Raw genomic sequence first — 11700 nt, 5'->3', positions numbered from 1 at the left:
GGAAATCATGTTCACACGACGCAAAATTATCAAGTCCGGTATGGCTTCAAGCCTAACTTTGGCCGCTGGCGGACTGGCAGCCCCGGCTCTGGCACAGGGCGCGAAAATCAAGCTGGGCTATGTCAGCCCTCAATCTGGACCACTCGCGGCGTTTTCAGAGGCAGACCAATTCGTCATCGACACATTCTTGGCGTCGGGCGCCGATGCAAATTTTGAAGTGATCGTCAAAGATAGTCAGTCCAATCCGAACAGGGCTGCGGAGGTGGCGCGTGAGCTGATTATCGATGACGGGATCGATATGATGCTTGTTGCTTCGACACCAGAAACTACCAATCCCGTCGCGACAACCTGTGAAGCCGAGGAGATACCCGTCATCTCGACCCTCGCACCCTGGCAACCCTATTTCATTGGGCAGCAGGGGAACCCGGGCGATCCGGGATCATGGCGACCCTTTGATTTCAGCTTTCACTTTTTCTGGGGTTTAGAGGACGTCATCAGCGTCTTTACCGCGATGTGGAATCAACTTGAGACGAACAAAAGCGTCGGGGCGATTTTCCCAAACGACGGAGATGGCAATGCATGGGGCGACCCTAATCTAGGCTTTCCGCCGGTGCTTGAAGCACAAGGTTACCAACTGACCGATACCGGCCGCTATCAGAACCTAACCGACGACTTCAGTGCGCAAATCAATGCATTCAAGGCCGCGAACTGCGAAATCATTACCGGCGTACCGATCCCACCGGACTTCACCACATTTTGGACGCAAGCCAAGCAACAAGGCTACACGCCAAAGGCGGCTAGCATTGGCAAAGCTATCTTGTTTCCACAAGCAGTTGAGGCGCTAGGCGATCAAGGCCACAATCTGAGTTCCGAAGTTTGGTGGTCACCGTTCCATCCGTTCGATTCATCTCTTACTGGGCAGACTGCCGCAGGTGTTGCCGCGGACTACATGGCGGCGACGGGGCGACCGTGGACGCAGCCAATTGGATTTGTCCATGCTCTCTTCGAGATGGCTTCAGACGTCATGGCTCGAGTTGATGATAGCGGTAATGTCGACAAAGTGGCCTCCGCTATCGCCTCCACCGAATTGAAATCGGTCGTCGGGCGTATCGCATTCGATGGTGCAGGCCTGCCGCCCTTTGCGGCACAGAATGTGGCCAAAACACCCCTCGTGGGTGGACAGTGGCGGCTCCAGAATGATGGCTCCTATGAGTTGGTGATCGTGGACAACTCGGACCATACCGACATCCCGACCGCAGGAACAATGGAAGCAATCGTTTGACCAACGGTCAGGGCGGGTTTCGGCCCGCCCCTCGAGGGAAACAGCCATGATTTTATCGCTTAAGAACGTGTCCAAGTCCTTTGGTGCGCTGACCGTCTCGGATGATGTCAGCTTTGATGTGCCGGCCGGGCAGGCCTTGGGCATTATCGGGCCAAATGGCGCGGGCAAGTCGACGTTGTTTAACTTGATCACAGGCAATTTGCGCGCCAACGCGGGCAGCGTTCATTTCGAAGGCCGCGATGTAACAAACGTTTCCGCGATGGAACGTTGTCTGACGGGAATTGGCCGGTCTTTCCAGATCCCACAGCCTTTCGGGACCCTCACGGTTTATGAAAACCTTGTCGTCGCCGCCACGCATGGCCGCAACCTTTCTGAGACCACCGTGCTTGAAGACTGCGTCGACATTCTGAAACGCACCGAATTGATCGAACGGGCCAATACGCCCGCGTCTCACCTGTCTCTGTTGGAACGCAAGCGCCTTGAGCTGTCGCGCGCGATGGCCACGCAACCCAAGTTGTTGTTGCTCGACGAGATCGCAGGCGGCCTGACCGAGGGTGAATGTCAGGCCCTGATTGCCACCATCAAGGACATCCACGGCCAGGGCGTGACGATCATCTGGATAGAGCATGTCCTGCACGCACTGACTTCAGTCGTCGAACGATTGCTGGTTCTGGACTTTGGCAGGGTCATTGGTATCGGCGATCCAGACGAAATCATGGCCAGCAAGCAGGTTCAGGAAATCTATCTGGGGATTGAAGTCTGATGGCCCTGTTGCAAACGGATGAACTGATTGCCCACTACGGTGATTTTCAAGCGCTCTTCGGGGTGGATATCACGCTGAACGAGGCCGAGGTTGTTGCGATCATCGGTGCCAACGGAGCGGGTAAAACGACGCTTATGCGGTCAATCTCCGGTGTGCTCAGGAATGCCGCGCAAGCCATAAAATTTGACGGAGCGGCAATTGGTGATCGACCCGCCGATGAGATCATGGCTAAAGGCCTGGCCATGGTGCCCGAAGGGCGCAGGCTATTCCCTTCACTCAGTGTAGAAGAAAACTTGCTGATCGGTGCCTATGGTCGCAAGGGCGAAGGGCATTGGACCCTGGATACGGTTTACAATCTTTTCCCAATCTTGCGCGCCAAGCGGACAAATCCGGGCACTGCCTTATCCGGCGGCCAGCAACAAATGGTGGCAATTGGACGCGCGCTGATGAGCAACCCTCGTGTTCTTTTGTGTGATGAAATCAGTCTTGGCCTCGCCCCCGTAGTGATCAAGGACATCTACAAAGCAGTGCCCGCGATCAAGGCTGCCGGTGCCTCGCTGATCGTAGTTGAACAGGACATCGGGCAAGCCATGGCAGTGGCTGACCGGGTCTATTGCATGATGGAAGGGCAGGTCACGCTGTCGGGAACGCCGGCCAGTCTGAGCCGAGACGCCATTCATGATGCCTACTTTGGAGCAGTAGCATGATTTGGGTCGATACAATCGCACAAGGCATACTTTTGGGCGGGCTCTATGCATTGTTTGCGGCCGGGCTCAGCTTGGTTTTTGGAATAATGCGGCTGGTCAACTTGGCGCATGGCGATCTGATCGTGATGGGGGCCTATCTAATCCTTGTCTTGGTCACGCTATTGGGCCTTTCCCCATTCATCGCTGTGCTGGTTGCAATGCCTTTGATGTTTGCGCTTGGGTGGGGGCTCCAAAAACATCTGCTGAACCGGACGCTGGGCGATGACATCCTACCGCCTCTGTTGGTGACCTTCGGTCTTTCCGTCGTTTTGCAGAACGCCCTGCTCGAGGGCTTCTCAGCCGACAGTCAGCGGCTTCCTACCGATATGCTAACCACAGCATCCGTTCAGATCGGGTCAATCGCGCTTGGTGTTATGCCGCTCTTGACCTTCGCCTCGGCGATATTGGTGATTATCTGTTTGAATCAGATCTTCTACCGTACGTCGCTCGGCCGCGCCTTCCGCGCCACTTCCGATGATCCGGTGACGGCAAGCCTGATGGGCATCAAACCAAACCAGGTTTTCGCCGTTGCGACCGGCATTGCGATGATCATCGTCACGATTGCGGCGCTCTATCTTGGCCTGCGGTCCAACTTTGATCCGAACATCGGCCCCGCGCGCCTGATCTATGCCTTCGAGGCTGTGATCATCGGCGGGCTTGGATCACTTTGGGGGACGCTGATCGGAGGGATCATCATTGGTGTCGCCCAAACAGTCGGTGCCGCAATCAACCCCGAATGGCAGATCCTGGCAGGGCATATCGCGTTCCTCGTGGTTCTCTTGATCCGCCCGCGTGGACTCTTTCCAAGGGCAAATGACTGATGACCTATTTCGTGCAAACCCGCACTACTATCTCTGGTGTCTCGACGGCGCTAGGGGCTGCCATCCTGTTTTGCTTGATCTTGCTGCCCTTTTTTGCAGGTCGCGGTCTGATCCAGGACATGTTCACGATCCTTACGATGCTGGTTCTGGCGCAGTTGTGGAACCTGTTGGCCGGCTACGGCGGCCTAGTCAGCATCGGCCAGCAAGCCTTTGTTGGCATGGGTGCCTATACGCTGTTTGGTGTGGTGATCCTTGGAGGTGTGGATCCGGTGGCGGCAACCCTCTGTTCCGGTCTCGGAGCGCTTGTCATTGCGGTGCCCACGGCCTTCTTCGCCTTCCGTTTGAACGGCGCATATTTCGCCATCGGCACCTGGGTCATCGCTGAGGTTGTTCGTCTGCTGGTGGCGCAATGGAAGGTCCTTGGCGGCGGGACAGGCACGTCATTGCCGCGCGATGCGACCGGTAACATGTGGTTTGTCGACGGCATCAAGGCGCTGCTGAATATCAAAACCTCGGCCGCGCGGGATGTATTGGCCTATTGGCTGGCACTTGCCCTCGCGGTCGCTACGATCGCGGGGATATACTGGCTGTTACGGACCCGCCGAGGCCTAGCACTTGCCGCTGTACGCGACAACATCGAGGCCGCCAAATCGGTGGGTGTGGATGCCGCGCGCATGAAATGGGTCGTGTTCCTGACCTCTGCTTTTGGCACGGGTCTCGCAGGTGGGCTTATCTATATGCAAAAGGCCCGCATCAGCCCCGATGCAGCCTTCAGCGTCACCGACTGGACGGCCTACGTGATCTTTATCGTGGTCATCGGGGGCATTGGTACTATCGAAGGCCCAATCCTTGGCGTCCTGATTTTCGTTGTCCTGCAATCGCTTTTGGCAGATTTCGGCAGTTGGTATCTCCTCAGCCTTGGGCTGCTTGCGATTGTCATCATGCTCGTTGCGCCGCGCGGCCTTTGGGGGCTGCTGTCAGAGCGTACAGGACTCCACATCTTTCCCGTTCAACGTCGTTTGCACGGGCTCGGCCTTGAGACATCGGAGGAGTAATCATGGCAGATATCCAAACAGAAGTTCTTATCATCGGGACCGGACCTGCGGGTTCTTCCTTGGCTGCGCTGCTGGCCACGCAAGGCGTCGAAACGCTTGTCATCAACCGTTACCGCTGGCTTGCGAATTCCCCGCGGGCCCACATCACCAATCAACGGACAATGGAGGTTCTTCGCGACCTTGGCCATGATGTTGAGGAGGAGGCCTACATTCACGCAACTGAGCAAGAGTTAATGGGCCAAAACGTGTTTTGCTCGTCGCTTGCAGGAGAAGAACTAGGACGTCTGCCCGCATGGGGGACACATCCTCTTTCGAAGGCAGAACACCAGTTGTCCAGCCCGTCGCTCATGAACGATCTACCGCAAACCCTGATGGAGCCGCTGTTGTTCAAGACCGCGTGCGCGCGTGGTGCGCAGGCGCGCATGTCCTGCAACTACCTGTCGCATGTTCAGGATGAAGACGGCGTCACAACAACAATCGAAGATCGCCTTTCAGGCAAAACATTTACTGTCCGGTCCAAGTATCTTGTCGGTGCTGACGGGGCGAATAGTAAGGTCGCAGAAGACTTGAACCTTCCTTTGGAAGGCAAAATGGGGGTATCGGGATCGATCAATTTCTTGTTCAAGGCCGATCTAACCCGGTTTGTCGCGCACAGGCCTTCCGTCCTTTATTGGGTCATTCAGCCTGGTTCTGATGTTGGTGGTATTGGGGCAGGCGTGGTGCGAATGGTGCGCCCTTGGAATGAATGGCTGGCGATCTGGGGTTATGATATCGCCGAAGGTCCACCAGACCTGTCCGATGACCAGGCCAAGAAAATCATTCGGGATCTTGTCGGCGATCCCGATCTCGACGTCGATTTGAGAGAGGTCAGCTATTGGACCGTCAACGATGTCCATGCAACACGCCTTCAAGAAGGACGTGTGTTCTGCGTCGGTGATGCCATTCACCGTCATCCTCCGACAAACGGTCTTGGATCAAACACCTCTATTCAGGATTCCTTTAATCTTGCGTGGAAACTGGCCGCCGTCTTGAAGGGAGCGGCTGGCTCAGGGTTGCTCGACACCTACACAGACGAACGCGCACCTGTCGCAAAACAGATTGTGGCACGCGCCAATAAATCGATCGGCGACTATGGGCCGATCTTTGCTGCACTTGGCCTGACCGAGACAAATGATCCCGCAGAAATGCAGGCAAACATGGACAAGCGAGCGGCGGATACTGTTGAAGCTGCCAAACAGCGGTCAGACCTCAGGATAGCTATCGCGAACAAGCGATACGAGTATGACGCCCACGGTGTTGAGATGAACCAGCGGTACTCGTCCTCTGCAATATTGCATGATGGCTCTGCAGGCCCTGCCCTTGGTTCCGATCCTGAACTTCATCACCAGCAAACGACCTTTCCCGGCGCACGAGTCCCTCACGCTTGGGTTTTCGATGCCTCCGGTCAAAAAGTTTCCATTCTCGATCTCTGTGGAAAAGGTGGGTTCACCCTATTGACCGGCAATGGGGGAGGCGCCTGGATCGATGCGGCAGAAGATTTCTCGCAACAGTCCAAAGTCGATTTGCGGAGTTTCATGATTGGTCCGAAACGCAACTTTCAGGATCATACAGGCGATTGGGCGCGACTTTGTGAAATCGAGGACGATGGCTGTTTGATTGTACGTCCGGATCATCATGTTTGTTTCCGCGCAAGAACCATGGTGCAGAACTCAGAAATGACCTTACGGGACGTTATGATGCGGGTGCTTTGCCAAGTATGACTGCCAGCTTCAGGCGGGTCGTTTCCAAATCAGTATCTCTATTCACATCTCAGGCGCGGAGCAAATGCCGCGTCTGACTCAAAATTTGTATCACAGACCACACAGGCATCTTGAGAACTGTACCAGAATGCCAACGCGGACCCGTTGCGCACGCATGCGAGGGGTGAGACCAAAGCTGACATTTGTTCGGAATGCGAACAAGTAATAGCTGTGCGAAGGTCGATCTCATTTCTAGTGGGAGAATTTTTCTATTATATATCAATATTTTAATGAGATCAATATTGTAATAAAGTAAATTACTTTTTTACATTGACAGCTGCCCCTCTGTTCGAACAGAGTTGTGTTGCGCTCACTACAAAATGAGCATTGGGAGGAGAAAAAAATGTCCAGAACTCTGCTTCGGCCGAGCCGAAGAGCTTTTGTCACCGCCATAGGTGCCACGCCGTTAACTTTTGCTTTGCCGACTTATTTGAGGGCGCAAAGTGCTGATCTCAAAATAGGAGTCGTCGCCCCGTTGACCGGCGTCCTATCGCCAACAATTACCGGCATTGACCATGTTTTTGGCCGGGTACAGGAAACCCTTTCTGCCGGTATCGAGACGGCGTCCGGCATCCGCACCATTTCACTGGTCGTGAAAGACAGCCAGTCGAGCCCGAACCGGGCATCCGAAGTCACCAGCGACCTGATTCTGAACGAAGAAGTGGATATCATCGTCACATTCATGGCGCCGGACACGGTCAATCCCGTAGCTGATCAGTGCGAATTGAATGAGGTGCCTTGTATTTCGACATTAATGCCATGGCAGACTTTCTATTACGACCGCGGTGCGACGGATGAGAAAGGGTTCGACTGGACCTACCACCACTTCTGGGGCATCGATCAGGTCATCGATGTGTTTACTGATCTATGGTCGCAGGTGGACACCAATGGCAACGTCGGCGCGCTGTGGCCCAGCACTGGCGACGGGCTGGCCTGGGCAAATTCGGAAACAGGGTTTCCACCCGCGCTTGCCGCCCGCAACTTCAATCTGACGGATCCAGGGCGTTATCGGCCGCTGACCGATGATTTCAGTCAGATTATTTCAGATTTCAAAGCCAATGAGGTCGAGATCGTAACAGGTGTGGCGCTGCCGCCGGATTGGACCACGTTCTGGACACAGGCCGCGCAGCAGGGCTTTGAAGCAAAAGTCGCCTCGACGGGTCAAGCCTTGGTCTTTCCTGCCAGTGTCGAAGCCCTTGGTGATTTGGGCAACAATCACTCATTCGACTTGTTCTGGCATCCAGATTTCCCGTTTACTTCGACAATCACGGGCCAAACTGCCCGAGAATTCGCCGATGACTATATGCAGTCGACGGAACGTCAGTGGATCCAGACAATGGGTTCCATACATGCGGTGCTCGAAGCGGCGGTACGGTGCTTGCGGGACAGCGACGGAACGCGCAGTGGCACACGCGATGTGTTAGCCACATTGCAAATGGAAACCATCGCCGGTCGCATCGATACTCCAGCAGGCCCGGTCAAGAACGTTGCTCTGACACCATTGACGGGCGGGCAATGGCGCCAGGTGGACGGACCACACCCCTATGAGCCGGTAATTGTCAGCAATATCGTCAATCCGGAAATCCCGGTGACTGGAGAGGCTCTGCCGATCTAATCACAGTCATGCGGCGGCGCGAACGAATGTCCGCCGCACGTTCCCAAACAGAAATCATTTCAGACCGCAAGTTCACAGGAAAGGAACGCGCAATGGCTCGTTTGCAAGGAAAACAGGCCCTGATCATCGGTGGGGCACAAGGCATTGGCGCTGCAACAGCAGAACTGTTCGCAGCCGAAGGGGCAGACGTCGTCGTTGCCGATTTGAAATTGGACGGCGCTCAAGCCGTATCAGATAGAATCAAGGCGCTTGGGCGAAAGTCCGATGCGGTTCAGATCGACGTCAGCAATTCGGAAAGCGTAACCAATGCGCTTGCCGAAGCGGGCAAGATACTGAGTGACCTCAGTATTTTCGTCAACACTGCTGGCATCATCGGCTCGGTCCCGGCCATGTTGGACATGGAGGAAGCCGAATACGACACAGTCACTAATGTGAATGCCAAGGGCATGTGGCTGGCCATGCGCGCTCAGGCAAGGCACCTGACAAACGCGAAACGCCCGGGCAGTATCGTCAACATCGCCAGCATCATGGGCATCATTGGCCAACCCGGCATGACGGCCTATGGCACGTCCAAGGCATCCGTGGTCAGCCTGTCCTATAATGCAGCACTCGAACTTGGGCCCCAGGGTGTGCGGGTTAATTCCGTTCTGCCGGGCAACGTCAAAACCGATATGATGCGGCAAGTCGTTCCGACCGACTTTGAAGCTGTGTTGGTCGAACAAAACCCCATGCGCCAACTGGCCGATCCAGTCGATATTGCCGAGGCTTGTCTCTGGCTGTGCAGCGATGCGTCAAGAATGGTTAACGGTGCGTCCATTGTTGTGGATGGCGGCGTCTCGAATGCGTGGTTTGTGTGATGGGACAGTCTTCAATTACCGATTTCGACCTCGCTTTCAACAATATCGCCATTGCTGTCAAAGACATTAAGACAGCCGTAAAATGGTATGGAGATGTGCTGGGATTTGAGCTGGTTTCGGAAACCTATTTCGAACCGATCGAAGCCAACATAGCCTTTATCAGTCGACCCGGCCTGTCGCTCGAACTGGTCAACCCGAAATCTGTGGAAACAGTGCCGGAGTTGTTGGTCGACCCACCTGCGCATGTCGGTTTCGCGGGCTACAAGGCCATCGTATTTGACGTTGATGATCTCGCGGGCTTTACACAGCATCTGCGTAGCCACGAGGTAACCATCCTGTGGGCCGAGCAGGCCTTGAACGACGAAGGCCTGAAGTCGACCCTGTTCCGGGATTTTGATGGTAACCTGATTAACGTGTTCAACCGCACCTGATCATCCCAATGACGCCGCTGCTGGAATCTCAAAAGCTGTACGTCGCCTATGGTGATATGGTTGCCGTGCACGGTATTGACCTGGTGCTTCGCCACGGCGAAGCGCTGGCGATTATCGGTGCCAATGGTGCCGGCAAGTCCACCTTTCTCAAGGCAGTGACAGGGTTGCAATCATCAAGAAGCGGAACTGTACTATACGATGGCGCACCAATAGAGGCATTGCATCCTCGGCGCATCTTTCGCAAGGGTATCGCGCTGGTCCCCGAAGGCCGCCGGCTTTTTTCCTCTCTGACAATCGAGGAAAATCTGCGCCTTGGGCAGATCGGTTCGGGCCGAACTGGGAATTGGGATCTAGAACGGGTCTACGCACTTTTCCCCGCCCTGAGGGAAAGGCGCACGCTCTACCCCTCCGATTTATCGGGCGGTCAGCAACAGATGGTCGCAATCGGCCGGGCGCTTTTGTCCAATCCGGAAGTGCTGATATGCGACGAAATCTCGCTCGGCCTGGCCCCGTCGGTGATCAAGGACATCTATGCGGCGCTCGAAACGCTCAAGGGAAAGATGGCAATGATCGTTGTCGAACAGTCGCTCGAAATGGCGCTATCGCACTCTGATCGCTTCTATTGCCTGATGGAGGGACGTGTGAAACTGACCGGACGTTCAGCAGAAGCGCAACTGGATCAAGTTAAGCAGGCCTATTTCGGAAGCACAACCGATGCGTGATACTCAAGTAGCTGGTACCGCATTGTCTCTCAGGAATGTTTGCAAACGGTTTGGAAAAACCATCATCGCAAACGATTTATCGATGGATTGCGCTCATGGCGAGCTTGTGGGCGTCATCGGTCCCAATGGTGCTGGGAAAAGCACGCTATTCAATTTGATATCGGGAGATATCGCTGTCGATTCGGGGGAAATTGAGGCCAACGGCCAAATTGTCACGGCACTCAAACCTTTTGAACGCAATCGGTTGGGCGTCGCACGTTCCTATCAGGTGCCCAAACCTTTTGGCCGCATGAGCGTCGCTGAAAACCTGGAAGTATCCGCGATTTTTGGTGCCGGATTGCGACGTTCAGACGCCAGGAGTTGGGTCGATGAGGTCTTGTCTCTGTCAGGTTTGCAGGCGCAGCGTGATTTGCTGGCTGGAAGTCTTCCTTTGCTCGTGCGGAAACGACTGGAACTGGCAAGGGCGGTCGCAACCAAGCCGGCGATCTTGCTTCTGGATGAAATCGCCGGTGGCCTCACGGACGCAGAAGTCGATGATCTCGTATCGATCATCCGCGCCATAGCCAGCCAGGGCGTGACTATACTTTGGGTCGAACATGTGCTGCGTGCACTAACAAAGGTGGCTGATCGGGTGCTTGTTTTGCATGGGGGAACCTGGATTGCCGACGGTGCGCCGGAGGCGGTGATGATCGACCCTGAGGTGCAGCGCATTTACTTTGGAGCAGTGGAATAAGCATGATCATTTCATTGACAAACGCAGTCGTTCAGGGCGCGCTGCTTGGCTGTTTTTACGCCTTATGTGCGGCTCCTTTGGCAATCGCGTTTGGGATTATGCGCATCGTTAACATCGCCACTGGCGATATGCTGGTTCTGGCCGCTTTTTCAGTGTTGTTCCTGTCGTCCACGGCGAATATCCATCCAACACTGGCCCTTGTGGGCGTTGTGGTTTTGATGGCCGCCCTTGGCTACCTTCTTCAGCGGGGTATACTCAACTATACGCTTGATCCTGACATGATGCGCCCGCTCCTAGTAACCTTGGCCCTGTCATCAATTCTGCAAAACAGCCTCTTGATTGTCGCCAGTGGCGATTCTCGTAAGGTGTCCATCGGTGGCTTCGAAACCATGGGCCTCGAAATTGTTAATGGCTTGACGATCGGCCTCTTTCCGCTTGCAACCGCCATTGCGGCATCCCTGCTTATTTGGGCCACATCCCATCTCATTCATCGGACGGAGCTTGGCATCTTTTTTCGCGCGGCATCGGACGATCCAGACATTGCACGCGCATTTGGCATCAATGAACGTGACGTTTTTTCCAAAGCCTTTGCCGTCGTGGGTGTGTTGACCGCTATTGCCGGGGCTTTCCTGGCCGTTAAAACCCAATTCAATCCGTTCTCAGGAAACGATCGCCTGATTTACGCGTTTCAAGTGGTCGTGTTGGGAGGGCTCGGCAGTCTGCGTGGAGTGTTCCTGGGGGGCCTCATCCTTGGGGTTGCCCAAGGTCTTGGTGCATATTTCCATCCTTCCCTTCAGATTGTCATGGGGCACATGGTATTTGTGGCAGTATTGATATTCCGGCCCACTGGTTTCTTCGGCGCAAAAAGGAACTAGC

The 11700-nt window shown here is 55.0% G+C and carries 12 protein-coding genes; all 12 read left to right on the top strand.

From position 1 onward, the window contains the following. Positions 1 to 7: 7 nt before the first annotated feature. Positions 8 to 1282, top strand: a complete 1275-nt coding sequence (locus Q1A32_RS21955; protein ID WP_299048784.1) for an ABC transporter substrate-binding protein — start codon at positions 8 to 10, stop codon at positions 1280 to 1282. 46 nt (positions 1283 to 1328) lie between these two features. After that, positions 1329 to 2045, top strand: a complete 717-nt coding sequence (locus Q1A32_RS21950) for an ABC transporter ATP-binding protein (protein ID WP_299048786.1) — start codon at positions 1329 to 1331, stop codon at positions 2043 to 2045. After that, on the top strand, positions 2045 to 2752 hold the full coding sequence (locus Q1A32_RS21945; protein ID WP_299048788.1) for an ABC transporter ATP-binding protein: 708 nt from the start codon (positions 2045 to 2047) through the stop codon (positions 2750 to 2752). The genes Q1A32_RS21950 and Q1A32_RS21945 overlap by 1 nt, the downstream gene beginning before the upstream one ends. Further along, the gene (locus Q1A32_RS21940) at positions 2749 to 3612 is read left to right on the top strand and encodes a branched-chain amino acid ABC transporter permease (RefSeq protein ID WP_299048790.1); all 864 of its coding nucleotides are present in this window, start codon (positions 2749 to 2751) and stop codon (positions 3610 to 3612) included. The genes Q1A32_RS21945 and Q1A32_RS21940 overlap by 4 nt, the downstream gene beginning before the upstream one ends. Further along, positions 3612 to 4667, top strand: coding sequence for a branched-chain amino acid ABC transporter permease (locus Q1A32_RS21935; RefSeq protein ID WP_299048793.1), 1056 nt, complete (start codon positions 3612 to 3614; stop codon positions 4665 to 4667). The genes Q1A32_RS21940 and Q1A32_RS21935 overlap by 1 nt, the downstream gene beginning before the upstream one ends. 2 nt (positions 4668 to 4669) lie before the next feature. Continuing rightward, complete coding sequence (locus Q1A32_RS21930) at positions 4670 to 6427, top strand: FAD-dependent monooxygenase (RefSeq protein ID WP_299048796.1); 1758 nt, start codon at positions 4670 to 4672, stop codon at positions 6425 to 6427. Positions 6428 to 6809: 382 nt separating this feature from the next. Beyond that, complete coding sequence (locus tag Q1A32_RS21925) at positions 6810 to 8081, top strand: ABC transporter substrate-binding protein (protein WP_299048799.1); 1272 nt, start codon at positions 6810 to 6812, stop codon at positions 8079 to 8081. A 92-nt stretch (positions 8082 to 8173) separates the two neighbouring features. Continuing rightward, a complete protein-coding gene (locus Q1A32_RS21920) occupies positions 8174 to 8938 on the top strand; it encodes an SDR family NAD(P)-dependent oxidoreductase (protein WP_299657954.1) in 765 nt (254 codons plus the stop codon). After that, the gene (locus Q1A32_RS21915; RefSeq protein WP_299048803.1) at positions 8938 to 9369 is read left to right on the top strand and encodes a VOC family protein; all 432 of its coding nucleotides are present in this window, start codon (positions 8938 to 8940) and stop codon (positions 9367 to 9369) included. Before Q1A32_RS21920 ends, Q1A32_RS21915 begins: the two co-directional genes overlap by 1 nt. Before the next feature lie 8 nt (positions 9370 to 9377). Beyond that, entirely contained in the window at positions 9378 to 10091 is a 714-nt protein-coding gene (locus Q1A32_RS21910; protein WP_299048806.1) for an ABC transporter ATP-binding protein, read from the top strand. Then, on the top strand, positions 10084 to 10824 hold the full coding sequence (locus Q1A32_RS21905; protein WP_299048809.1) for an ABC transporter ATP-binding protein: 741 nt from the start codon (positions 10084 to 10086) through the stop codon (positions 10822 to 10824). Before Q1A32_RS21910 ends, Q1A32_RS21905 begins: the two co-directional genes overlap by 8 nt. Before the next feature lie 2 nt (positions 10825 to 10826). After that, entirely contained in the window at positions 10827 to 11699 is an 873-nt protein-coding gene (locus tag Q1A32_RS21900) for a branched-chain amino acid ABC transporter permease (RefSeq protein ID WP_299048812.1), read from the top strand. Position 11700 lies beyond the last annotated feature (1 nt).

Source organism: uncultured Tateyamaria sp. (assembly GCF_947503415.1).
Lineage (GTDB): Bacteria > Pseudomonadota > Alphaproteobacteria > Rhodobacterales > Rhodobacteraceae > Tateyamaria.
Note: the sequence above shows the minus strand (reverse complement) of the source record. Positions and strands in the feature narration are given on the sequence as shown.

What these genes read in the sequence shown, in the direction of transcription:
- Q1A32_RS21955 (WP_299048784.1), top strand. Translation starts at nt 8, where the DNA reads ATGTTCACACGACGCAAAATTATCAAGTCCGGTATGGCTTCAAGCCTA.
- Q1A32_RS21950 (WP_299048786.1), top strand. Translation starts at nt 1,329, where the DNA reads ATGATTTTATCGCTTAAGAACGTGTCCAAGTCCTTTGGTGCGCTGACC.
- Q1A32_RS21945 (WP_299048788.1), top strand. Translation starts at nt 2,045, where the DNA reads ATGGCCCTGTTGCAAACGGATGAACTGATTGCCCACTACGGTGATTTT.
- Q1A32_RS21940 (WP_299048790.1), top strand. Translation starts at nt 2,749, where the DNA reads ATGATTTGGGTCGATACAATCGCACAAGGCATACTTTTGGGCGGGCTC.
- Q1A32_RS21935 (WP_299048793.1), top strand. Translation starts at nt 3,612, where the DNA reads ATGACCTATTTCGTGCAAACCCGCACTACTATCTCTGGTGTCTCGACG.
- Q1A32_RS21930 (WP_299048796.1), top strand. Translation starts at nt 4,670, where the DNA reads ATGGCAGATATCCAAACAGAAGTTCTTATCATCGGGACCGGACCTGCG.
- Q1A32_RS21925 (WP_299048799.1), top strand. Translation starts at nt 6,810, where the DNA reads ATGTCCAGAACTCTGCTTCGGCCGAGCCGAAGAGCTTTTGTCACCGCC.
- Q1A32_RS21920 (WP_299657954.1), top strand. Translation starts at nt 8,174, where the DNA reads ATGGCTCGTTTGCAAGGAAAACAGGCCCTGATCATCGGTGGGGCACAA.
- Q1A32_RS21915 (WP_299048803.1), top strand. Translation starts at nt 8,938, where the DNA reads ATGGGACAGTCTTCAATTACCGATTTCGACCTCGCTTTCAACAATATC.
- Q1A32_RS21910 (WP_299048806.1), top strand. Translation starts at nt 9,378, where the DNA reads ATGACGCCGCTGCTGGAATCTCAAAAGCTGTACGTCGCCTATGGTGAT.
- Q1A32_RS21905 (WP_299048809.1), top strand. Translation starts at nt 10,084, where the DNA reads ATGCGTGATACTCAAGTAGCTGGTACCGCATTGTCTCTCAGGAATGTT.
- Q1A32_RS21900 (WP_299048812.1), top strand. Translation starts at nt 10,827, where the DNA reads ATGATCATTTCATTGACAAACGCAGTCGTTCAGGGCGCGCTGCTTGGC.